Raw genomic sequence first — 24,201 nt, forward strand, 5'->3', positions numbered from 1 at the left:
CGGCGATCAGGCGACCGTCGCACGGGGGATGGAGAAACCTGATGTATGCCGCGTCATCCCGCCCTTCCCCGGCGCATGGCCGAGGAAGGGTGCAGGCGACGCCATCAGAGCTTCAGCTTGCCCGGGAAGTAGTGCTCGTAGGCTAGCTCAAGATCGGTCGCGTTCATCAACTCATAGAAGACAACGCGCTCGACCCACTCGCGCTGGCTCTCCATGCAGCGCTTCATGAAGTCGTCCTCTTCCAGTTGAGGAATCAGCTTGTCCCAAGCCTGTAGCTCGGCGTCGAGGATCTCCTGCGAGGTGCGGTGTACGGTGACACCGTGCTCCTCCTGCAGCGCCTGCAGGTCCTTGGAGTACTGATCGAGCGCCAACGCCGTGTTCGAGGTCGATGCGGCCTCGACGCCATACTGCAGGATCGCCTGCAGGTCCTCGTCGAGGTCGTCGAAGAAGTCCCGGTTGAACAGGAACTCGAACGACTCGCTGGCCTGGTGATACGAGGAAAGGATGTAATTCTTGGCCACGTCCTGGGCACCGAAGCGCAGGTCGGAGGACGGGTTGTTGAACTCGAAGGCATCGATGACGCCGCGCTCCATCGCCGGCACGATTTCACCACCCGGGAGTTGGGTGACGCTCATGCCGAGCTCCTGCATGAGGTCGGCGGCAAGCCCCACGGTGCGGTACTTGAGGCCCCGGACCTCCTCGACCGTAGTCACCGGCTCCTTGAACCAGCCGAAGGGCTGGGCCGGCATCGGGAAGCCGTAGAAGCCATAGACGTCGAGCCCCAGGATATCCTGGGTCAGTTCGCGATAGAGTTCCTTGCCACCGCCCTGGTAGAACCAGGCCAGCATGGTGGTCGCGTTGCCGCCCCAGACCGGACCGGTGCCGAACAGCGACGCAGCCTTGTGCTTGCCATACCAGTAGACCGGCACGGTGTGGGCGGCGTCGAGGATGCCGTCATGCACGGCATCGAGTACCTGGAAAGCACCGACCACCGCGCCCGCGGGCAGCAGGTCGATCCGTAGCCGGCCACCGGACATGCGGTGGACGCGATCGACATACTCGCGAGCGAAGTCCATCCAGATGTCGCCCGAGGGCCACGAGGTCTGCATTCTGATGACGATCGGGCTCTGCGCCAGCACCGCCGGGGCGCCGATGGTACTGGCTGCCACCCCGCCGGTGGCCAGCAGGCCGCCCTTGAGGAACTGGCGGCGCGAGGTCGGCTTCGTGTCTATGCTGGCGGCTGTTGCATTTTTCATTGTCGTGTTCTCCCATTGCACGCAACGTCGTTATCGTTCGCGGTCCGATCGCCGCGAGGCCGGCGGGCCACTTACGTCCCTGCAATGCCTCGAAGTATAGTCAAGAACATCGTAATAAAAAGTTCCCCCTCCCTCTCGCCACGACCGGGTCAGCCCCGCCTTTCCCCCGGCGGGTAATGACTACATGTCGTATGCCGGGGTGGTGCCCGTTGCCGTTTTGTCTCCGGTGCATCGCCCCCGTCTTGGTCGCCATCTCGCGACGGCGCCGCACCGTGGATTGGCAACTCTGCTAATGTGATTCGATCGGGCAACGTAAGGAGAGTCGACATGTCCAGCCAACCCACCCGGGGCCCGGAAAGCGAGGCGCTCGACCCATATCGCTGGCTCGAGGAGGTCGAAGGCGAGCGGGGACTGGAATGGGTGCACACACACAATGCGGTGGCCCAGGCCCGCCTCGAGGCCGATCCCGGCTTCGCTGCCCTGCAGGCCGACCTGCTGGCGATCCTCGAGGCCGACGACCGCATCCCCTTCGTGGTCAAGCGTGGCGCGCACTACTACAACTTCTGGCAGGATGGGGCGCATCCGCGGGGGCTGTGGCGGCGCACCACGCCGGCGGAGTACCGCCAGCCCCGTCCCGCCTGGGAGGTGCTGATCGACCTCGATGCCCTCAATGCCGCCGAGGGCGAGAACTGGGTCTGGCATGGTGCCCATTGCCTCAAGCCACGCCACCCGGACGCGCCGTGGCGACACTGCCTGATCTCGCTGTCGCGGGGTGGCGCCGACGCCGACGTGACCCGCGAGTTCGATCTCGTCGAGCAGCGCTGGGTCGGCGACGGGTTCTTCCGCGACGAGGCCAAGGGTGGCCTCGCCTGGATCGACCACGACAGCGTCTACGTCTATACCGACTTCGGCGAGGGATCGCTGACCGCCTCGGGCTACCCCCGCATCGTCAAGGCGTGGCGGCGCGGCACCCCGCTGGCCGAGGCCACCACCGTCTTCGAGGGCGAAGCCGATGACATGGTGGTGGGCGCCATGCGCGACCACACCCGAGGGTACGAGCGTGATTTCGTCAGCCGTGCCCGGGCCTTCTACGATAACGAACTCTACCTGCGCGAGGCCGACGGTACCCTGCATCGGGTCGAGGTGCCGAACTCGGCCCGCAAGCAGGTGCACCGGCGCTGGCTGACCCTGGAGCTGCGTGAGCCCTGGACGCTCGACGGCACGACCTACCCGGCGGGGGCACTGCTGGCCGCCGATCTGGAGGCCTTCATGGCGGGGGCCCGGGGCTTGCAGGTGCTGTTTACGCCGACCGAGCGGACCTCCCTGGCGGATGCCACCTGGACCCGGCACTACCTCGTGCTCAATGTCCTCGACGACGTCAGGAACCGGCTCTACGTGCTCACGCCCGGCGACGGCGAGTGGCCGTGCGAGCCGCTGGCCGGGGCGCCCGAACTCGGCACGGTGAGCCTCTCGGCGGTGGACGACGAGGAGTCCGACGAGCTGTTCATGGTGGTCACCGACTACCTCACGCCGACCACGCTCTACCACGGTCGGGTCGGCGAGGTACCGCAGCCACTCAAGCAGGCGCCGGCGCTGTTCGATGCCACGGGGCTCGCCGTCAGCCAGCATTTCGCCACCAGCCGGGACGGTACCCGGGTGCCCTACTTCCTGGTGGGCAGGGAGGGTATCGAGGCCAACGGCGCCAACCCGACCCTGCTCTACGGCTACGGTGGCTTCGAGGTGTCGCTGCTGCCGTCCTACAGCCCCGGCGTCGGCCGCGGCTGGCTCTCCCGGGGCGGCGTCTATGTTGTCGCCAATATCCGCGGTGGCGGCGAGTACGGGCCGCGCTGGCACCAGGCCGCGCTGCGGGAGAAGCGCCATCGGGCCCATGAGGACTTCGCCGCGGTGGCCGAAGACCTGATCGCCCGCGGCATCACCTCGCCGCGGCACCTGGGCATCCAGGGTGGCTCCAACGGTGGCCTGCTGGTGGGCAACATGCTGGTGAAGTATCCACGGCTGTTCGGCGCCGTGGTCTGCCAGGTGCCGCTGCTCGACATGCGCCGCTACCACGAGCTGCTCGCCGGCGCCTCCTGGATGGCCGAGTACGGCGATCCCGATGGCGACGACTGGGCCTTCCTGCGCGACTATTCGCCCTACCACAACCTCGACGCCACGGCGGACTACCCGCCGCTGCTGCTGATGACCAGCACCCGCGACGACCGGGTCCACCCCGGCCACGCCCGCAAGATGACGGCGCGCATGCGCGAACAGGGGCACCCGGTGCTCTACTACGAGAACATCGAGGGCGGCCACGGCGGCGCGGCCGACAACCGCCAGCGGGCCCATATGCAGGCGCTGGCCTTCACCTTCCTCGAGCAGACGCTGTTCGGCGGCTAGCTTCTAATCCCGATCCGCCGCCCGGCGAGCTCCGGCCAGTCATCCCGGTCGGCGCGGGGCAGGGCGGCGATGGCCTCGGCCACCGGGGCGGGGAAGGCGGCGGGGCGGCCGCTCTCCTGGCTCATGCCCATCAGCATCTGCTCGCTGGTGGCCAGAAGGCCTCCCTGTGCATCGCGCATGTCAAAGTAGACGTGCAACCGCTTGGCATCATGGTCGAGCAGGATGACATCCACCGCCAGCGGCTGGCCCTCATGGGCCTCGCGGCGGTAGCAGAGGTGGGTCTCCAGGGTGTAGAGCGTATAGCCGTGGCGGGCCCGGCCCCCGACATCCAGGCCGATGCGGTCCATCAGCGCCTCCACCGCCAGGGAGAAGACCCGGGCGTATTCGGCATCGTTCATGTGTCCGTTGTAGTCGACCCACTCCGGGGCCACACGGGTTTCAAGCAGAGGCATGCGGCGTCTCCTCCCCGGTCTTGCCAGCCAGGCCCGAGTATCCCTGTGCCGGGTTGTCGGCTGCAAGGTTGCACGGGGAGGCGTTGGCATTCTTGTCTATGGTGTGGGAGAAACGGTCACAAGGGCTGCGCCTTCCCGCGCTGCCCGCGCGAGGTGCCGCGGCTGATCGCCCGCGATGACGGCAGCGAGGTGGCCAGTCACGCCGTAGAGGAGGAGGGACGAATCGAGTGATCCGTTCATGATGCTGGAATGGCTCTCACCGCTGTCGGCTAGCCTGAACCTGGGCTTGGTGCTGCTCTCGGCGCTGACCTCGGGGCTCTCCGCCGCGGCCGGCATCGGCGGTGGCACCCTGCTGATCATGGTGATGGCCCAGGTGATGCCGGCCACCGCCCTGATCCCGGTGCAGGGCTTAGGAGGACCAAAACCATATTGTTCATGCTGTATATGCTTGTGGCTGGGGAGGTTCAGGTATATCTAGGCTTGGGAGCTACAGGTACGTGTATGGTTCGGGATGATCGGATCGCCTGCGACCGCCAGCAGGATCAAAAACACGTCAAGCATGGACTGAGTCCCCCCTTTCCTCTACAGCTGTGGCGAATCATGCCATGAACCCCTCAACAACTGGAATCCGTGAGCCATGGAACAAAGGCAAACTGGTCGGTTGGAAAGTACCAGTTCGACTTAAAGTCATTTGATCCATACGTGTTCGGCAAAATTTTCCGGGAAGACACACGATCTATCGCAATTTAATCTAGCGATAGATAGCAAGCTGCGGGCCTGTGATCTGGCCACTCTGCATTTTCGTGATAAAGCTCGTGGTGAGTGAGTATCGCCAAGAGCCATTGTCATGTAGCAGAAGGCACAGCGGTCAGTGCAGTTTAAGACCGCCGATCGTTCAGGAGCATGTGGAGCTTCCCCAATGCTCGAGGAGCATATCGATAAACAGCTGGGCTGTGCTGGAAATACTGTGCGAATTACTTCTCACCAGACCGATGGTGCGCTGAATGTGTGGTTCAGGCAGCTCACGTGAACACAGGATGTCATGGTCGGGGCCAGGCATTGTCATTTTGGGCAGGATCGCCACTCCGAGACCAGATTCGACAAGGCCAAGGGAGGTGGAAAGGTGCTGGACTTCGTAGAAACTATTCAACCGGATGCCCTCAGCCGAGAGGGTATTGTCCAGCAGCATCCGGTTGCCACTGTCTCGGCTCACGGTGATCAACCTGACCTGTTCGAGATCCGACCACTCGATGCGACCTTTATCCGCAAGAGGGTGGTCGGAACGTAGTGCCAGGACAAAGGGATCTCGTAATAGTGGTGTGAAGGAGACTTCAGGACTCTGGGCGCTGAACATATTGATACCGAAGTCGGCCTCGCCGCTGATCACCTTTTCCAGGCCTTCCTTGGCACTGACATCGAGGATCCTGATGCGGATCCTCGGCCATGCCTCGCTGAAGCCACGGATCACACTAGGCAAGAAATAGAACGCCGCAGTGGGAATGCAGGCGATGGTGACCGTCCCCTTCTGATGTGTGGCCAGCTCACGGATGCCCAGGATCGATGATTCGTACTCCTCGATCATGCGTCTCGCGCGGGGAAGGAAGTCCGTGCCGATGGGGGTCAGCCGCGTCCGCCGGGTGGTGCGTTCCAGCAGCTCGATCTCTAGGAGTTCCTCGAGCTTCTGAATGCGGCGAGAAAGCGCTGGCTGAGAGAGGTGCAGACGTTGCGCGGCCTCGTGGAAGGAGCCCAGCTCTGCGACCTGAATAAAGGCTTGCAGATCAAGAAATTCTAGCCGATGTTGCATATCCTCACTCTTGCATGGAGTAGTGACGATTAATAATTATAGCACATTAATGCGATTATGACATTGATAGAGATCTTTGTTTGCATTTGAAGCATCAAATACCCCCTGACATGCTCATATCACAACTTTGAAACGCGATATGGCATGACGATGATGAACAGCATTCCCTGCATGATCATGCGCGGCGGCACCTCCCGAGGCCCCGTCCTGCGCATGAGAGACCTTCCCGACAGCCAGGAAGCGCAAGCCGAGATCCTGCTTAATCTCATGGGATCGGGCCACGCTCTCCAGATAGATGGCATCGGGGGAGGGGATCCGCTGACTAGCAAGGTAGCCATCGTGGAGCGCTCCTCCCATCCCGAGGCGGATGTCGACTACCTGTTCGCGCAGGTCGATGTGCTCAACCGGCGCGTCGACTTCAATCCGAATTGCGGCAACATGCTGTCGGCCGTGGGGCCTTATGCCATCGAGACGGGGCTGGTGGAGCCTCAGGAAGGGACCACCGTCGTGCGTGTTCGCAACCTCAATACTCAGCGCCTGATCGAATGTCGCGTGCCGACGCCAGGGCGCCAAGTTTCCTACGAGGGCGATACGACCATCAGCGGCGTCCCGGGGCGTGCCGCCGGCATTCAGCTCAGCTTCCTGGATATCATTGGCACCAAGACGGGCGCGCTGCTGCCGACCGGGAACGCCATCGACACGATCGATGGTATCGAGGTCACCTGCCTCGATGCCGCCACTCCCATCATGATGGTCAACGCGGCCGATCTGGGCCTCAGCGGCCGGGAGTCCGCGGCGGAGTTAGACGCTCATCCCGCCATGCTCGAGCGGCTGGAGCTGATTCGTCGCCAGGCCGGACTACGAATGGGGCTGGGGGATGTTAGCCAGAGTGTCTTGCCCAAGCCCGTATTGGTGTCAGCACCGTCCGACAACACCAGCACGCTGTGCACCCGCTACTTCGTGCCTCACCGCTGTCATAAGGCTATTGCCGTTACGGGCGCCATCGCGGTGGCCACGGCCGTCAGTGTCCCTGGCACCGTGGCAAACCGAATCGCGCTTGAGGCAGGAAAATTGGAGGCCGATGGTCAGCTGTCGAAGGTAAGGCTGGAACACCCCTCTGGATTCATCGAACTGGACGTCGAGCACCGCAATGGAAATCCCGTCGACATTGCCCGCGTTTCCCTCATCCGCACCGCCAGGAAGATCATGAGTGGGACCATCTTCTACTCGCTTCCTGCCACGCCCAGTCGAGATACGCTGACTTCAAAGGCCAGCTGAGTCCTCGTATCGACAGGGCCCTCATCAACCACCATGACAACGACAACACGCCAGGAGAAATACCATGATGATCAACAAGATTGCGACTTCTAACCCCACGCTCGGACGGCTTAAGAAAGCCGCACTGCTTGGGCTTGCGATCTCCGGGCTGAGCCTGACGGCCGCCGCTCAGGCTCAGGACGCCGAAGTGCCCGGTAATATCAAGTGGACCATTCCATTTGGCGTTGGCGGTGGCACGGATGTCTGGGCGCGCTTCTTCTCCCCCTGGCTTAGCGAGTCCCTGCCGGGAGAGCCGACCATCATGATCGATAACGTACCCGGTGGCGGCTCCATCAACGGTGCCAATCTGTTCGCCGTACGTGCCAAGTCGGATGGTAGCGACTGGTTAGGGACCTCGGCCTCGACCCAGTATCCGGCCATGCTCGACGATCCTCGCGTCCGCTATGACTACAGTGAATGGACCCCCATCCTGGCCACACCGACGGGTGGGGTGGTCTATGCCCAACCCAGCCTCGGTGAGACGGCCGATACCGCGCTGGACGCCCTGCTGGAACAGCCGGTCAAATTGGCAGCGCAGAACCCCACTGGCCTTGAGTTACCGGTCTTGATCGCCCTGGACATGCTGGGGGCCGATGTCCAGGCGGTGTTCGGCATGCGCAGCCGCGGTGAGGGCCGTCTGGCATTCGAGCGTGGTGAAGCCGATATCGACTTCCAGACCACCTCCGCCTATCTGAGCAACGTAGAGCCGCTGGTGGATGCTGGCAAGGCAGTGCCTCTCTTCTCGCTAGGCGCGCTGAACGACGAAGGAAAGATTGTCCGCGACCCGGCTTTCCCTGAGTTGCCTACCTTCAATGAGGTCTATCAGGCTCGGCATGGCGAGGCACCGTCGGGTAATGCCTACGAGGCGTTCCGCAAGTTCTTTGCCTCCGGCTATTCACTGCAGAAGCTGATCATGGTGCCCAAGGACACCCCGCAAGCCCTGATCGATACCTATCGTCAGGCGGCCCGTGACTTCGTTGGCACCGAGGAATTCAAGGAGGCGGCAGCCGCCCAACTGGGGCCGTACACGCCAGTTGTAGGCGATGCTGCCCAGCGCCACCTTGATGATGCCATGTCTATCGATGACGCCACCCGCGACTGGCTGGCCGACTGGCTGCAGTCCGAGCACGGCGCCAAGATCTAACGCGCAGAGGGATGTGCCGGCCCATGGGGCCGGCAGCCCCGGCTCCTCCTGATCACACAATATAAGAGCCAGACGCCATGCTCGATATTTTTCTCTCCAGTCTGGGACAGCTATTTACCTTGTCCCATCTGCTCTTCATGGTGCTGGGCGTGCTGGTCGGCCTCGTGGTCGGCATCATTCCCGGCCTCGGGGGCATCGCCGGCATGTCGCTGCTGCTGCCCTTCCTCTATGGCATGGAACCGACCGTGGCCCTTGGCATGCTGATGGGCCTGGTTGCCGTGATTCCCACCGGCGATACCTTTGCCTCGGTGCTGTTGGGTATACCCGGCTCCAGCGCTTCCCAGGCAACCGTCATCGATGGCTTCTCGCTGGCCAAGCGCGGGCAGGCGGCACGCGCGCTATCCAGCGCCTTCCTGTCCTCGATGATTGGCGGCCTGATCGGCGCCATCGTGCTGACGGGGTTCATCCTCATCGCGCGTCCCCTGGTGCTGTCGTTCTCTTCCTCCGAGCTGTTCATGCTGACCCTGCTCGGCCTGTCGATGGTGGCTGTGCTCTCCGGGCGCGACCTCTTCAAAGGACTGGCCGCCTGCGGGCTGGGCCTGCTGGTGGGCGCCATTGGCATGGCGCCGGCCACCGGCGAGTTCCGCATGAACTTCGGTCTCGACTATCTCTACGATGGTTTGCCGCTGGTGGTGGTCGGGCTGGGGATCTTCGCGCTCCCGGAGATCATCGACCTGCTGGTCAAGCGGGGGGCTATCGCCGAAGAGCCCTGCAAGCTCGGTGAGGGCTGGCGGCAAGGCATACGAGATGTTGGCCAGCAGCGCGGACTTGTCGCGCGATGTGCGGCTATCGGAAGCCTGATTGGCACCATTCCCGGACTGGCCGGCTCGGTGGTCGATTGGCTCACCTACGGTCACGCCGTGCAGAGCGCCAAGGATAAGGGCGAGTTCGGCAAGGGCGACATCCGCGGGGTAATTGCCCCTGAATCCGCCAACAATGCCTGCGCCTGCGGTGCCATGGTCCCGACCCTGTTGTTCGGCGTGCCCGGCTCGGGCACGGCCGCGGTCTTCCTGGGCGGGCTCTTGCTACTCGGCCTGCAGCCCGGTGTCGGCATGATCGAGACTCACCTGGACCTGACCTACACCATCATCTGGTCACTGGCCCTGGCCAATATCCTGGGGGCCGCGCTGTGCCTGGTGCTCGCTCGCCCGGTGGCCAGCCTGACCCGAGTGCCCTTTGTCATCCTGGCCCCGCTGATCACCGTCCTGATCATGTTTGCTGCCTTCCAGGCCACGCGTTCCACGGGTGACCTGCTCGCCCTAGGGGCAGTCGGCGTCTTAGGCGTCCTGTTCAAGCAGGCGAAGTGGTCGCGCCCTGCCTTCCTGATCGGTTTCGTGCTGGCTCCGGGAGCGGAGGGGTACTTCTATCAGGCGGTGCAGTTCCAGGGTACGGACGCCTTCATGCGCCCCGGCGTGATGATCATCGGTGCTCTGATCCTCGGCGCCATGTTCATTCCCATGATCACTGCCGCGTGGCGCAAGCGCGGGGAAGCCGTCTCCGTGGGCGCGGCGGCCACCCAAAAGGCCGCCCCCCCCACCCTGGGCGTCATCGATGTGGTGCTCTTCGCCGCACTGCTGGGTACCGCGGTCGTCGCCTGGGTGGATGTCGCCGACCTGACCTTGATTGGTGGCATCATGCCGCGGCTGGCCATCGCGATCTTGGCCCTTTCCTGTCTGGCGGAGATCGTCCGCTGCGTGATTCGCCGGCCCCGTTGGGAGCATCAGGCTATCGGTCTGCAGGGCCTCTGGCTGGTGGGCTTCTTTACCTTGGTAGGTGCCATGTTGCTACTGGGCTTTATCACTGTGGCGACGCTGTTCTGCTTCGTTTTCCTGCTGACCATTGCGCGACTCAAGCCTTGGGTGGCAGCTGTCATGGCGCTTGGGGTCACAGCTTTTCTGGTTGGCATGGCCGAGTTCCTGACCTTGACCTACCCGAGCGGATTGATCGATCCCTGGCTGTTCGGCTGAATCAGTCCTGTCATGAACGTCCACCGCGGGCCGACGACCATTAGCGACATCGGCCCGCGCAACGAAAGGAGACAACATGAGCACCTCGTCCCTACCGGAGACACTGCAGACCCTCGAGGCCGGTGGCCACACCTACCACTACCACAGCCTGGCGAAGGCCGCCGACGCGCTGGGCAACATCGACCGCCTGCCCAAGACCCTGAAGATCCTGCTGGAGAACCAACTGCGCTTCGCCGACGACCCGAGCGTCGCCCGGGAGGACATGCAGGCGCTGGTGGACTGGCAGAAGCAAGCGCGCTCCGACCGCGAGATCGGCTACCGTCCGGCGCGGGTCCTGATGCAGGACTTCACCGGCGTGCCCGGGGTGGTGGACCTCGCCTCCATGCGCGCCGCCGTGGAGAAACTCGGCGAGGATCCGGCGCGCATCAACCCGCTGTCGCCGGTGGACCTGGTCATCGACCACTCGGTGATGGTCGACAAGTTCGGCAACCCCACGGCGTTCAAGGACAACGTGGCCATCGAGATGGAGCGCAACCGCGAGCGCTACGAATTCCTGCGCTGGGGGCAGCAGGCCTTCGACAACTTCCGCGTGGTACCGCCCGGCACCGGCATCTGCCACCAGGTCAACCTGGAGTACCTGGGCAGGACGGTATGGACCCGGGAGGAGGACGGCAAGACGCTCGCCTACCCCGATACCCTGGTGGGCACCGACTCCCACACCACCATGATCAACGGCCTGGGCGTGCTCGGCTGGGGCGTGGGCGGCATCGAGGCCGAGGCCGCCATGCTCGGCCAACCGGTCTCCATGCTGATCCCCGAGGTGATCGGCTTCAAGCTCACCGGCAAGCTGCGCGAGGGCATCACCGCCACCGACCTGGTGCTGACGGTCACCGAGATGCTGCGCAAGAAGGGCGTGGTGGGCAAGTTCGTGGAGTTCTACGGCGACGGCCTCGCGGACCTGCCGCTGGCCGACCGCGCCACCATCGCCAACATGGCCCCGGAATACGGCGCCACCTGCGGCTTCTTCCCGGTGGACGACGAGACTCTCACCTATATGCGCCTGACCGGCCGCGACGACGCCCAGGTGGCGCTGGTCGAGGCCTACTGCAAGGCCCAGGGGCTGTGGCGCGAGCCGGGCCATGAGCCGATCTTCAGCGATACCCTGGCCCTGGACATGACCGAGGTGGAAGCCAGCCTGGCCGGCCCCAAGCGGCCCCAGGACCGCGTCGCCCTGAAGGACATGCCGACGGCCTTCGCCAAGGTGCTGGAGGACGACGGCAAGCAGCCCTCCTCTGCCACCGAGAACGGCAAGCTGATGTCCGAGGGCGGCCAGACCGCCGTGGGCGTCGAGGAGAGCTACGAGCATCACGACAGCCAGGAGGTCGACCTGGACGGCGAGGCCTTCAAGCTCAACCCCGGCGCCGTGGTGATCGCCGCCATCACCTCCTGCACCAACACCTCCAACCCCAGCGTGATGATGGCCGCCGGCCTGCTGGCCCGTAACGCCCTGGCCAAGGGGCTCACCACCAAACCCTGGGTCAAGACTTCCCTGGCCCCCGGCTCCAAGGTGGTCACCGACTACCTGGCCGCCGGCGGCGTCCAGGACGACCTCGACGCCCTGGGCTTCAACCTGGTGGGCTACGGCTGCACCACCTGCATCGGCAACTCGGGGCCGCTGGCCGAGCCCATCGAGCAGGCCATCAACGACGGCGACCTGGCCGTGGCCTCGGTGCTCTCGGGTAACCGCAACTTCGAGGGCCGCGTGCACCCGCTGGTCAAGACCAACTGGCTCGCCTCGCCGCCCCTGGTGGTGGCCTACGCCCTGGCCGGCAATGTCCAGCTCGACCTGACCCGGGATCCGCTGGGCGTCGATCGTCACGGCAAGCCCGTTTACCTGCAGGACATCTGGCCCTCCCAGGCGGAAATCGCCGAGGCCGTGGAGAAGGTCAAGACCGAAATGTTCCGCAAGGAGTACGCCGAGGTGTTCGACGGCGACGCGACCTGGAAGGCGCTCGAGGTCCCCGAGAGCCAGGTCTATGCGTGGTCGACGGACTCCACCTACATCCAGCATCCGCCCTTCTTCGCGGGCATGGGCAGGACGCCCGAGGCCATCGAGGACGTCAGGGATGCCCGCATCCTCGCCCTACTGGGCGACTCGGTGACCACCGACCACATCTCGCCGGCCGGCTCGATCAAGCCCGACAGCCCCGCCGGGCGCTACCTGCAGGAGCGCGGCGTGGGGCCGGTGGACTTCAACTCCTACGGCTCGCGCCGCGGCAACCACGAGATCATGATGCGCGGCACCTTCGCCAACGTGCGCATCAGAAACGAGATGCTCGATGGCGTGGTGGGCGGCGAGACCCGCCACGTGCCCTCCGGGGAGCAGATGGCGATCTATGACGCCGCCATGAGGTACCAGCAGGAAGGCACGCCCCTGGTGGTGATCGCCGGCAAGGAGTACGGCACCGGCTCCTCCCGCGACTGGGCCGCCAAAGGCACCCGCCTGCTGGGGGTACGCGCGGTGCTGGCGGAATCCTTCGAGCGCATCCACCGCTCCAACCTGATCGGCATGGGCGTGGTGCCGCTGCAGTTCCCCGAGGACGAGAACCGCAAGACCCTGGGCCTGACCGGCGACGAGCGGGTCTCCATCGAGGGCCTCGACGAGCTCACCCCGGGCGGCAGGGTCACGGTGACCATCAAGAGCGACAAGGGCGAGAAGAAGCTCGAGGCGCTGTGCCGCATCGATACCGCCAACGAGCTGGAGTACTATCGCCACGGCGGCATCCTCCACTACGTGCTGCGCAGGATGATCGGAGTTGTTTAATAGGTTAAAAGGGGATCACGCCGAGACTGTCGGTGTTGGGTATGTTTATGCGCCGGCTCAATGGCTTGACATTTATGCGGGTTATAGGCGTCATTCTTTACCTGGCGTTGGTGCCGAATACAGCAATGTTAATGTCGCTATGTTGGGATCGCACATAAAGTTCTAGAGGCTTAGTGTCTGTTTTGATCGTTTGTTGCGGCCTTATATAGGCCGCTTTTTTGTGCGCCGCGCATGGCGTTAAGTTCCTGACTGGTGCTGCTCTCGAGAGCAGTGCCCCGGGGTGGAAGTCGCTGAACGCTAGGCAAGGGAAAGTATTAGCCGATGGTAAGGATGTCTCCAACAAGGGGAAGTCTGAAGGAAGCCTGAGGAAAACGCTGGCTATTAATTCGGCAACCTTTCGTATATGCCTTGAGCCCGTTGTTCATGGGGCCTATAGGCTGAACCGTACCGGGATTCCTGGAAGCTCCAAACCTTGAGAGGATGGAGTCATGAACACTTCCAATAGATATGCTTCTGAGGTCCGTCAGCGGGCGGTCTTCGACTACGAGGCCGATTAACCCTTCCATTGGGCGACCATCGGTGCCATTGCCCCCAAGATCGGTTGCAAGCCGGAAACCCTTCGGAGCTGGGTCCGGCAGGCCGAGCGTGACGTGGGGCGCCGGGAAGGCACGAACACCACCGAGCGCGAATGGATCAAGGCGCTGGAACGTGAGAACCGCGAGCTGAAGCAAGCCAACGAGATCCTGTGCAGCTCTGGAGGGGGGCACTTCAGGGCGGGCAGGTCGGCATGGGGAGGAGGTCAGGATCTGACCACGAGATCCCACCGCCGTGCAGCCGTTATACTGGGGCCGGTCCAGGGAACGGAAGAGGAGCGAGAGCGGATGACAGGCAATCGGGGGAGAACACTGAGCGTCGCCGCGGCGGCATGCAGCGCGCGGCGAGCGGCGGGGGGCGACGATGCTTGAAGCGCTCTCGCCGCTCGCGGGGCCTGTCAATCTGGGCCTGGTGCTGCTCTCGGCCTTTACCTCGGGACTCTCCGCCGCGGTGGGCATCGGCGGCGGCACCCTGCTGATCCTGGCCATGGCCCAGGTGATGCCGGCCACGGCGCTGATCCCGGTACACGGCATGGTGCAGCTGGGCTCCAACGGCGGCCGGGCGCTGATGACCTGGCGGTACCTGGACCGCGGCCTGCTGGCCGCCTTCCTGCCCGGGGTGGTGCTGGGCGCCCTGGCCGCCGCCTGGCTGCTGGTGCGCCTGCCCGCCGGCGTGCTGGAGCTGTGCATCGCCGCCTTCGTGCTCTACTCCTGCTGGGGGCCGGGCTGGCCCCGGGGGCTGCTCGGCCGGGGCGGCACCCTGCTGGCCGGGGCCCTGACCACCTTCCTCTCCAGCCTGGTGGGGGCGACCGGCCCGCTGGTGGCCGCGGTGATCAAGCAACACTTCAGCGAGCGCCTGCCGCGGGTGGCCACCTTCGCCGCCTGCATGACCTTCCAGCACCTCACCAAGGCCTTCGTGTTCGGCGTCGCCGGCTTCGTCTTCCACGCCTGGCTACCGCTGATGCTGGCCATGGTGGCGGCGGGCTTCCTGGGCACCTGGCTGGGCCTGCGGCTGCTGCACCGGCTCTCCGACCGCCGCTTCGATACGCTGTTCAAGGGGGGGTTGACCCTGTTGGCGCTGCGCCTGATCTGGCTGGGGGCGGGACGCCTTGGCGGGGCGTGACATGGCCGGCGAGATCGGGTGCGGCACTCTTCGGAAGCGGCGAGAGCTCCGCGACGGTGTCCCGCCGGCCAGCTAGGCTCAAGGGTAGCACTCCTCCGCTGCCAGGGAGGCGGCGGTGCGGCTCGTGTGTCCGGGAAGAGGAGCTTGTCATGCGTCGTTGCGTATTTCTCCTGTGCGCCGCCTGCTTGTGGGCACTGGCCGGCTGTGCCGGCGTGCACGACCCGCGGGATGGCGCCATCGAGCTGGTGCCCGGCCGGCCCTACCAGGTAATAATGGCGGGGCAGCGCTATTTCACCTTCACCCTGGAGGCTCCCGCCCGCGTGGTGCTGGAGAGCCGCACCTTCCCCGCGGACGTGGGCTTCGTCTCTCCCGCGGGGCAACTGCTCGACAGCGAGGGGCGGGTCGTGGCGCGCGACTGGACCATCGGCGCCGACAGCAACTTCCGGATCGAGGAGCGCCTGGCGGCCGGCACCTGGTATCTGAGGGTCAGCAATCCCCATGCGTGCCGCTCGGTCTGCGACTACCGCTATGAGGTGCTGCTGACCCTCGAGGATGACTCCTGAACGCGTTTGCGCGCGGCAATGATCGACGAGTCATGAGGCGTTGCCGGAGCAGAGGGTTGCGCGATCAATGCAATAATATAACATTTCGTTCTTCATGCCCCGCAGGAGACCGGTGATGACCACCGCGCCCGATACCCTGCCCGTCACCGTGCTGTCCGGCTTTCTCGGCGCCGGCAAGACCACCCTGCTCAACCACATCCTCGCCAACCGCGAGGGGCGGCGTGTGGCGGTGATCGTCAACGACATGAGCGAGGTCAACATCGATGCCGCCCTGGTGCGCGGCACTCTCGACGGTGACGGCGAGGTCGCTCTCAACCGGGCCGAGGAGGACGAGCGCAACGTCGCCGACCTGCTGGTCGACCAGATCGAGTTCTGCGACGTGCTGCTGATCAGCAAGACCGACCTGATCGATGCACCCGGCTCGCGGAACTCCAGGTGGTGCTGCGCTCGCTCAACCCCGACGCCGAGCTGATCCCCATGGCCAAGGGCCGGGTCCCGCTGGACAAGGTGCTCGACACCGGCCGCTACAGCTTCGAGCGTGCCTAGCAGGCCGCCGGCTGGCTCAAGGCGCTGCGCGGCGAGCACGTGCCGGAAACCGAGGAGTACGGGATCTCGAGCTTTGCCTATCACGCCCGCCGGCCCTTCCACCCACAGAAGTTCCATGAGCTGCTGCACGGCGACTGGTTCGGCGGTCGGCTGCTACGCTCCAAGGGATTCTTCTGGCTGGCCTCGCGGCCGCAGTTCGCAGGGCAGTGGAGCCAGGCCGGGGGCATCGCCCATCACGGCTTCGTCGGCCTGCTCTGGAAGGCGGTGCCCGAGTCGCGCTGGCCCGACGACTCGGCGTATCGGGCTGCCATCATGGAGAAGTGGCAGGAGCCCTTCGGCGACATGCGCCAGGAGCGGGTGTTCATCGGCCAGCACCTTGACCGGAAGCGGATCTGCCGAGCCCTCGACGACTGCCTGCTGACCGACGGGGAACTGCTGGCCGGCAAGGCGGTGTGGAGGACGTTGCCGGACCCCTTTCCGGCCTGGCAATGACGGATTACACAATGTAACCGGCAAAAACTGCCCTTGTTCCACGTTTAGCATCCTGTACAGTGCGGAAATCCTGTTCATAATGCTCTATGAGAAGCCGCCTTTTGGGCTCGCAGGGAATTCAGAGGGAACGCATATGGTGACCGCAACCATAACCACAATACGGCGCCATGGCATGGTGGCATTCGTGCTGCTGGCGTGCCTGGCCGTGTCCATCGCCACGACGGCCCAGGCCAATCCGCGCTATGCGGCGATCGTGGTCGACGTCGAGAGCGGCGAGGTGCTGCACGCCGCCAATGCCGACGAAACCCGCTATCCGGCGTCACTCACCAAGATGATGACGCTCTACCTGCTGTTCGAGGCCCTGGAGAATGGCTCCATGAGCCTGCACCAGGCGTTGCCGGTGTCGGCCCAGGCGGCCGCCATGCCGGCCTCGAAGCTGTGGCTCAAGGCCGGCTCCAGCATCGCGGTGAAGGATGCCATCCTCGCCCTGGTGGTGCGGTCGGCCAACGACGTGGCCGTGGTCGTCGCCGAGGCGCTGGGCGGCAGTGAACGCCAGTTCGGCCAGATAATGACCGCCAAGGCCCGCGAGCTCGGCATGCCGGCCACCCAGTTCCGCAACGCCTCGGGCCTGCCGGACAACGACCAGACCACCACCGCGCGGGACATGGCGACCCTGTCGATCCGCCTGATGCAGGACTTCCCGCAGTACTATCATTACTTCTCCACCCAGAGCTTCACCTACCGCGGGACCACCCACACCAGCCATAACCGGCTGGTGCGCAACTATGACGGGGCCGACGGCCTCAAGACCGGCTTCATCCGCGCCTCCGGCTTCAATGTCGCCACCTCGGCGATACGCGACGGCCGCCGCATCCTCTCGGTGGTGATGGGGGGCTTCACCGCTCAGTCCCGCGATGCCCATATGGCCGACCTGCTCGACCGCGGCTTCGTGCGTGCCTCGCTGCTCGACCGCGGCGACTGGATCGCACAATCGGATTTCTCCGGCGACTTCATTGCCAACAGCGGCGGCAGGCAGGCACCGGAGACTCCCGCGGCACCCGGCGGCGGGTCGTCAACCCTGCTGGCCAGCCTCGAGACCTCCACGATCGACAGCCAGGCGGCCACCTCGGCACCTCCCGCCGTGCGCTCGGGTACCGAGCAGGGGTCCGCGGAAGACCCGATCCGCGACCTGATCGCGCGCTCCGAGCCGCCGGCCGCCTCTTCCGAGCGGGTGGTGCATCGCCTCGAACCGGTAGGGCCGAGCGGCGGCTGGGGCGTGCAGGTGGGCGCCTTCAGCAATGCCGACAATGCCCGCAGCCTGGCCACCCGTGCCGCCGATCGCCTGACCAGCGAGCTGGCCGGTGCGCGTATCGACGTGGACGAGACCGCAGGGCCGCAGAAGGTCTTCCGCGCCCGCCTGGTCAACCTCGACGAGAACCAGGCCTACCGCGCCTGCCGCAGCTTGGTACAGGAAGGCATGGACTGCATGGTGATCAACGCCGGGCTCTAGTGGCTGCCGCACGCGAGCCGCTGACGGGAAGCGGGCCGTGGCCTGATCCCCGGAGCGAATTCAGGCTGAGAGCAGGCGTTGCCGCGAATTGAAGAGCCCCCTCCAGAACTGCATAGGCGATCATGCAGCTCTGGAGGGGGCTCTTCAGTATAGGGCTCAGTCCGGGCATACCACTCCACTGCCTTGGTGGAATATCCTCGAGCCAGGCGTCGATTGGCTTCACCCCAGTAGTATATGGACCCCACATCACCCGCTTCCGCTGCCTGACGAAGATAAGGTAGAGCTGCCGTTGAATGACCAATGTTATAGAATCGCATCCCCTCATCCTTGGTGGCTTGTACCTCGGGCTCCAGTGCCCAAGCCTGAGACGACAGGGCCAGCAAGCCGATCAACAAGGCGATAACGGTACGCATGCCGACCTAGTAGCCAAAGCGCGGAGGAAAGTTAGAGAGTGGAGGCTCGCGGCCGATCCATTCACGTTCTGCCAGAGCTTTAGCTTCTTCTAGCTCTTCCAACGTTAGTTTGGAACGCTCCTGCTCGAGTATGTGCTTCGCCGTATTGTCGCCTGTTTCTTCCACAACAGCGTAGAGCATTGCCCAGCCTTGAACAGGATCTGCTTCCGTGCGGCAGTACTCTGCCCTTTCTGGAACGATAAGGCATTCGCCATGCACAACTCTGGCAATTCGAGACCCAAGCAAAGAGGCACGTTCTCCCCAGGACCATAGCTCGGAATATTCACCTTCTTTCTCCAGCACTGAGGTTAAAGCTACCATCGCAGGCACATGCTCCTGGTCCACTGCCTTGCGGAGCCATTCCTCAGCAGCGCTGAGCCGGCGGCCGTTGGTCAGGTACCAGCCGCGTCCCTCGAGGGTCTGGTTACCTAAAATGGTCTGGGCCTCGGGCTGGCCCGCCTCGGCGGCGCGTTCCAGCCAGTCGCCGGCCCAGTGCGGCTGATCGAACATACGGTACACATGAAACATCGCCAGCATGGCATCCGGGTCGCCGGCCTCGGCTTGGGGCTTGGCTATGGCCAGGGCGGCTTCACGCCAGTCTTCGTGTTCCTCGGGACAGACATCGCCAGCGATGCAGGCCCCGCCCTGGAATAGCCGCAGCATGGCGTAGACGTCATTCTGCTCGGCGGCCTGCAGATACCACGCCATAGCCCTTTGTGACAGGCCGCGATCCAGCAGGCGGGTCGCCTCCCCCAGGTAATACATGGCTTCCACGTCACCGGCGTCGGCGGCTTGCTCCAGATAGGGCTGCATCTCGATCCACTCTGAAATGCCCCATAGCCGCATCCCCTCGTCCTTGGCCGCTTGCACCGCGGGCTCCAGGGCCCAACTGCTAGTTGATAACACCAGTAATGCTATTGCCAGAAACGTCTTGATTAACATGCTGTTCGCCACTGAGTTAGCGTTCTTCATAGCGGATTCGGGTGCCGCGTCGTGTGGATACGACCTGACGGTATTCGTCAATATCTGTCCCCATCCGGTTAGCGATAAGGCGATACTTGTCACGTGCCATCGCAGCATCTCTACCAGCAAGCCCAGTCGACCCAATTTGCTTCATAAATTGATCCAGTCGCTCACGGTTATGGCAATACGCCTGCACCCAACTTTGGAACCTGTCGTATGTGCCATCCATCGACATCCGCGCCACCGCGCGCTCGAACAGGTGCTGGGTCTTGGTGCGGTCGTAGTGACCGCTGGCGGTATAGCCATCCTCCAGCCAGCCCAGGCAGTTGGCGATGGCGATCTGCTGCAGGTCGGTGGCTTGGCTCCGGTCGAAGTGCACGCCGTCGATGGTATAACCGCGCCATCCGGGCGGGGTCGCCAGCGTATTGAGTAGCGGCCCCAGCGCTTCCGGGGGCAAATGCTGTATCCAGGCGCACATTTCATCACGCCGGGGATCATTGACGATGGCATGGGCTACCATCCCCGCGCGCTCGCTCTGGGTCATCAGGTCGTAGAGGCGCTGGATACCGTCCAGCCCCTGGGCGGCGAGCAGGCCCACGTCGAGCAGGGTGGTGGTGGCCAGGTAGGCGAGGCGGCTCATGCCCTCGAAAGCGTCGCGGTCCACCCAGTCGATGAAGCCGTAGTCGTTGTCGCGCAGCGCCTGGCTGAGCATCATCAGCCACAGGTTGAGCTGCTGCAGGTCCAGTTCCATGGCGATCTGGCCGCCCACGCCCTTGCCCGCCACGACCCTGCCCTTGAAGTAGGCCACGAACTTGCCCTGGTGAATGCCCAGGCGCAGGCCGAGCTCGCCGCCGATCCCGCCGGCGGCTTCCAGCCCCAGCACGGCATGGCCCAGGGTGCGCCAGGCGGTGAGTTCGGCCTGCTGGTTGCTCAGGGTCAGCCAGTCGCGATCGGCCAATTGTGGCAACTGCCGGGTGATGTCGGCCGGCGGCTGCCAGCGCATGCTGCAGCGCGTATTGACGCCCACCGTGGCACCGGCAAAGGCCTTGAGGGTGGCCCCTTGGGCCTCGCGCTGGGCCCACTCGAGCCCGGTGAGCTTGACACCATTGTGGTCGAAGCCCAGCCCGGTTTCGGCCGTCATCGCCAGGGTGGCGCCCGCGAATCCCTTGGCGACCGCCACCACTTGCAACGAGTAGCAGCCGAGATCGCGTAGCTCGTTCTGGCGTTGCGTCAGCACCGCGGCGAATGGTACGGCATCGCTCTCGTGAGGAAGGTGAAGCGTACCCAGGCTGATCTCACCACGTGCCAGGCTGTAGGTGCCTTTCAATTCCAACTGGTATTTGGCCCCTGCACTGGGACGCGGCGTGCTGCTTGAGCCCTCGGTGGCACGCCAGGGGCCGTGGCGAGGGCCGCCAATGTTACGCTCGCCGGCGACTTCGCGACGCTGCTGCATTTGCGCCGATACCGAGCCTTCCTCCTTCGATTTTTCTTCCCACTCGAAGAGTTCCAGCGAGGCCTCACGCTCGATCAGGGTCACCGGTTCGTCGAGGTGGGTATCCAGTGCGTCGTTCAGCGAGGCATGTGGCATGCCCACCAGGCGCAGCATCTGCGCCTGGGCGCTGGCATCGAACAGGCGAAGGCGCTCGCGGCTGGGGCCGGTGAAGAGGATTCGCTGCAGCGTTTCCGCCCAGACGCGCTTGGCGTCCTTCTGCTGCAGGGAGGCCACCTCGTGGCCCTGGGCCTCGAGCCAGGTGAAGAAGGCGTCGGGCACGAAGAAGCCCAGGCGCTCCTCGAACCATTCGGCGCGTCGCTCGATGCGCTCGCAGCCGCGCCGTGCCAACCAGTTGGAGAGGGCGGTTTCGTTGGCCTCCCAGAGCGTGGCGGGCAGCACGCCATCCTGCTCGAGGTCGCGCAGCAGCGCCGGCCGGTCCGCTTCACGTACCTCTTGCATGAGATGGCGGAGGCTGACATGGCTCAACGCCTGCTCGGCACGGGGCGAGCTGAACTCGCGCAGTGGAAAGTCCTTGCGCACTAGGACATCGATGGTTTGCCGTTGGTAGCCAAGCGCATGACGCTGGTCATCAATATCCGCTTGCCAGAACAGCACCCGCTGCGGGCGCATGCGCTGTACCTGCGCTTCGGCCAGTTGGTAGAGAACGTCCAGTTGCTCCACTAGTCGGTTGAAGGCCTGTCGTTCCGCCTCGAAGAGGTGAATCGGCAGTGCCGATCGATGCGCGGTGGCCGTGGCCCACTGCCCGAGTTTCGCTTCCACCTCGCCGAACAGGTCCGCAGCTTGCTGCAGCACGCGGTTGTAATGGTCGAAGGCCTCGATACCGGGCTCGAGTCCGGCGCCGGAAACGTTTGCCGGGGCATCGGCCAGGGCCCACTCCGGCGTGGCGACGCCCAGGGTGGCAAGCGCGAGAATGCTGTCGCAGTAGGCTCGCAGGTCGGCATCGAGCCGCTCGGCTTCGTGACTGATGAACTCGCCGATGGCGGTGCAGCGTGAGGAATCCCTGGGCGACATCGATTCGCAGTCGGCGAGGAAGGCCTGGTATTCCACCAGCGCCTCGCGTACCGGGAGCAAGGCGCCCGGCTGGTCGACGGAGGCTGTCGTACGCATGATGGTGGCACGGCGCTGCCGATAGGTTTCCAGTGCCGATTCGATCTCCGCTTCCCAGGGGCCGTAGTAGCCGCCGCCTTCGATCACATAGCCTTCCTCCCTGGCGAGCTCCATGCCCCGGCGATAGAGGACATGAAGCTCCTCCACCAGGCGGGTCTCCTCGTCGTTCCAGTTCCAGAGACGGGAGGCGCCGACAGGAAATGGAAAGACCCAGAACCAGGGATTCTCGCTCAGGGGGGTATGGGCGCTGACGCGCTGAGCCGGATCCGCCTCCTCGTCGCCGCGTTCCTGCATCAATTCGCCCAGGCGCTTCAGCTTCTCGCCTGCCTGCTCGCGCTCGGCCTCATCCAGGAAGTTTTCCGGGCGCGCGGGCAGGAAGCACTCCATCACGCCGGCATCCTTGGAGAGGTGCTCCATGCGCTGGATGGGGTCCTCCACTTTCACCCAGCCGGCAAGCTCCTCGGCGGCTTCGTGCAGGGCGTCGGCGACCTCCTCGGTGAGCAGCCAGAAGGTGCCGGTTCCGGTCAGATAGAGGATGTCGGCCCAGGGGGCCGCCTCACAGGCCATCGGCGCGGGGGCTTCGCGGCCTCCCTCGTAGGCGGGGAGCTGGAATTCGGGCAGGATCAGCGGGGAGTGCAGGCTACCGGGCCGGGAGTTCGAGGTCATGAATGGCGCTCCAGTTCGCTGATTTTCTGCTGCACGGTGAGGCTCGCGTCGAGCAGGGTGGCTTGAGCGTGACGCCACTCTCCATCGTCGGCGTGGCGAACCAGCGGCAGCAGGCGCTTCCTGTCCCGCCAGCGTGCGATGTCGGCCTCGGCGAGCTGTGTCAGCCGCTCCAGCCATTCCGGGGGCAGCTCCTGCAGCGGTATGACGGTCGCTTGGCTGAGCCACCAGGCGCGCTGGACCTCTTTCAGGGCCCGTTCCAGTTCGTGGGTCAGCGGCGGTGCCTCGGCTTCGCCGTCGTGGGCGGCAGGCTGCCAGGCCTGCCAATGCCGCTGGGGGGCCGGGGTGGCCACTTTCCCGAGCGGCCCGATGCAGTGGGCGTAGCTGGTGTCGCTGCCGGCGGCGAGCAGGGCCGTCCAGGCGGCCGGGTCCTGCACGTTGACCAGCGACTGTCCTCCGTGGGGGTCGTCGAGCACGAACAGGCGGCGCAGGTGGTCGGCCAGGTCAGCGAGGCGGGCGTCCTGCGCCGGCTGGAAGGCCCAGCCGATGTGCTGCTCGCGGCACAGGGCCTCGGCGGCCTGCCAGGCCTCGCTGCCGCTCTTCAGCTCCAGCAGCCAGGGGCTCGCTTCCAGTAGCGGCGCCAGGGGCGTGCCGGCGAACAGGGTCAGGAAGTCGTGCCAGCCGGGCTGCCCCACGAGCATGGCGCAGCGCTCGGGGGCGCGGCGCTGGTCGAGTACCACATAGACGGGGCGAAGGGCGGCGAAGCAGGCGGCCACGGCGTCGACACGCTGGCTGCGCTCGCCGATCCGGTTCAACCAGCCAGGCATGGACAATCCCCCCGGCTGCAGGTGGTATCGCTCAGCTTGCCGCACAGCGGCATCAGCGTCGCGTCGGAGAGCTGGTAATCCTTGAGCTTGGGCAGGGCAGTGGGCGGTATCGCCTCATGCTCCTCGGGCACCGCCCGTCCCGGCAGCAGCGGCGTCTCGGCGGCTTGGCCGGAGCCGCTGCCGGGGCTGCCGCCGGCGTTGACCTTCACCGTGGGGCCGACCAGGGTCACGCCGCTACCGTCGAGCTTGAGGAAGCTGCCGCCGGCGTTCAGCGTCAGTTCGCTGCCGGCTTCCAGCACCACCTTGTGGCCGGCCTTGATGTGCAGCTCGCGGCCGCTCTCAGTGAGCCAGGCCTGGCCGGCCTGGACATGCAGGCTGCCCTGCACGATCAGGTGCTGGCTGCCGTCGGTCTGCTCATGGCGGTTGCCGCGCACGGTGTGGTGCTCGTCGTGGTCGATCTCGCTCACTCGGTCGTGGTGTACGGTGAGGTGGCTGTCGTTGCCGATCTCCTCGGTGCGGTCGTGGTTGGTCAACAGCTCCAGGTCCTTCTGGGCGTGCAGCCAGATCTGCTCGCGCTCGGCCTGGTCCTCGAAGCGCAATTCGTTGAAGCCGTCGCCCTGGTGGCTCT

Annotated in this window: 16 protein-coding genes and 2 pseudogenes; 11 read left to right on the forward strand and 7 right to left on the reverse strand. The window is 64.9% G+C overall.

Translation table 11 applies throughout. From position 1 onward, the window contains the following. Positions 1–104 precede the first annotated feature (104 nt). Complete coding sequence (locus MKP05_RS08030; RefSeq protein ID WP_110284179.1) at positions 105–1,256, reverse strand: TRAP transporter substrate-binding protein; 1,152 nt, start codon at positions 1,254–1,256, stop codon at positions 105–107. Positions 1,257–1,583: 327 nt separating this feature from the next. Here MKP05_RS08030 and MKP05_RS08035 point away from each other — a divergent pair, with 327 nt between their 5' ends. Then, on the forward strand, positions 1,584–3,653 hold the full coding sequence (locus tag MKP05_RS08035) for a prolyl oligopeptidase family serine peptidase (RefSeq protein WP_240567830.1): 2,070 nt from the start codon (positions 1,584–1,586) through the stop codon (positions 3,651–3,653). Here MKP05_RS08035 and MKP05_RS08040 read toward each other — a convergent pair. Further along, positions 3,650–4,105 (reverse strand): thioesterase family protein, encoded by a 456-nt coding sequence (locus tag MKP05_RS08040; protein ID WP_110284177.1) that lies wholly within the window; start codon positions 4,103–4,105, stop codon positions 3,650–3,652. The two genes, MKP05_RS08035 and MKP05_RS08040, sit on opposite strands and share 4 nt — an antisense overlap. Before the next feature lie 238 nt (positions 4,106–4,343). Between MKP05_RS08040 and MKP05_RS08045 the strand changes: the two genes are divergently transcribed. Next, positions 4,344–4,583: a hypothetical protein gene (locus MKP05_RS08045; protein ID WP_181422069.1), complete on the forward strand. Its 240-nt coding sequence runs from the start codon at positions 4,344–4,346 to the stop codon at positions 4,581–4,583. 417 nt (positions 4,584–5,000) lie between these two features. Here the strand turns inward: MKP05_RS08045 and MKP05_RS08050 are convergent, their stop codons facing one another. After that, entirely contained in the window at positions 5,001–5,909 is a 909-nt protein-coding gene (locus MKP05_RS08050; RefSeq protein ID WP_110284175.1) for a LysR family transcriptional regulator, read from the reverse strand. A 144-nt stretch (positions 5,910–6,053) separates the two neighbouring features. Here MKP05_RS08050 and MKP05_RS08055 point away from each other — a divergent pair, with 144 nt between their 5' ends. From MKP05_RS08055 to MKP05_RS08095, 9 genes and pseudogenes are all read left to right on the forward strand, one after another. After that, positions 6,054–7,187: a 4-oxalomesaconate tautomerase gene (locus MKP05_RS08055; protein ID WP_240567831.1), complete on the forward strand. Its 1,134-nt coding sequence runs from the start codon at positions 6,054–6,056 to the stop codon at positions 7,185–7,187. 64 nt (positions 7,188–7,251) lie between these two features. After that, positions 7,252–8,370 (forward strand): Bug family tripartite tricarboxylate transporter substrate binding protein, encoded by a 1,119-nt coding sequence (locus MKP05_RS08060; RefSeq protein WP_240567832.1) that lies wholly within the window; start codon positions 7,252–7,254, stop codon positions 8,368–8,370. Positions 8,371–8,447: 77 nt separating this feature from the next. Further along, entirely contained in the window at positions 8,448–10,397 is a 1,950-nt protein-coding gene (locus MKP05_RS08065; RefSeq protein WP_240567833.1) for a tripartite tricarboxylate transporter permease, read from the forward strand. A gap of 76 nt (positions 10,398–10,473) precedes the next feature. Further along, positions 10,474–13,221: an aconitate hydratase AcnA gene (gene acnA, locus MKP05_RS08070; RefSeq protein ID WP_240567834.1), complete on the forward strand. Its 2,748-nt coding sequence runs from the start codon at positions 10,474–10,476 to the stop codon at positions 13,219–13,221. A 488-nt stretch (positions 13,222–13,709) separates the two neighbouring features. Continuing rightward, positions 13,710–13,967: pseudogene (locus MKP05_RS08075) on the forward strand (transposase); the annotation flags it as partial. 211 nt (positions 13,968–14,178) lie between these two features. After that, positions 14,179–14,937, forward strand: a complete 759-nt coding sequence (locus tag MKP05_RS08080; RefSeq protein ID WP_240567835.1) for a sulfite exporter TauE/SafE family protein — start codon at positions 14,179–14,181, stop codon at positions 14,935–14,937. A 149-nt stretch (positions 14,938–15,086) separates the two neighbouring features. Then, positions 15,087–15,500, forward strand: a complete 414-nt coding sequence (locus MKP05_RS08085; protein WP_240567836.1) for a PPC domain-containing protein — start codon at positions 15,087–15,089, stop codon at positions 15,498–15,500. A 115-nt stretch (positions 15,501–15,615) separates the two neighbouring features. Continuing rightward, positions 15,616–16,538, forward strand: a pseudogene (locus MKP05_RS08090) (GTP-binding protein). 172 nt (positions 16,539–16,710) lie between these two features. Beyond that, entirely contained in the window at positions 16,711–18,048 is a 1,338-nt protein-coding gene (locus MKP05_RS08095; protein ID WP_240567837.1) for a serine hydrolase, read from the forward strand. A gap of 419 nt (positions 18,049–18,467) precedes the next feature. On the opposite strand, the gene MKP05_RS08100 is transcribed toward MKP05_RS08095, so the two are convergent. From MKP05_RS08100 to MKP05_RS08115, 4 genes are all read right to left on the reverse strand, one after another. Then, positions 18,468–19,442: a tetratricopeptide repeat protein gene (locus MKP05_RS08100; protein WP_240567838.1), complete on the reverse strand. Its 975-nt coding sequence runs from the start codon at positions 19,440–19,442 to the stop codon at positions 18,468–18,470. A 16-nt stretch (positions 19,443–19,458) separates the two neighbouring features. After that, positions 19,459–22,749, reverse strand: a complete 3,291-nt coding sequence (locus MKP05_RS08105; protein ID WP_240567839.1) for a hypothetical protein — start codon at positions 22,747–22,749, stop codon at positions 19,459–19,461. Further along, on the reverse strand, positions 22,746–23,573 hold the full coding sequence (locus MKP05_RS08110; RefSeq protein ID WP_240567840.1) for a DUF4123 domain-containing protein: 828 nt from the start codon (positions 23,571–23,573) through the stop codon (positions 22,746–22,748). The genes MKP05_RS08105 and MKP05_RS08110 overlap by 4 nt, the downstream gene beginning before the upstream one ends. Then, positions 23,558–24,201: bacteriophage T4 gp5 trimerization domain-containing protein (locus MKP05_RS08115; RefSeq protein WP_439108972.1), on the reverse strand; the 644-nt coding region annotated here is incomplete at its 5' end. The genes MKP05_RS08115 and MKP05_RS08110, both read right to left, overlap by 16 nt.

Origin of the sequence: Halomonas flagellata (assembly GCF_022487945.1) — a bacterium.
Classification (GTDB): domain Bacteria; phylum Pseudomonadota; class Gammaproteobacteria; order Pseudomonadales; family Halomonadaceae; genus Halomonas; species Halomonas flagellata.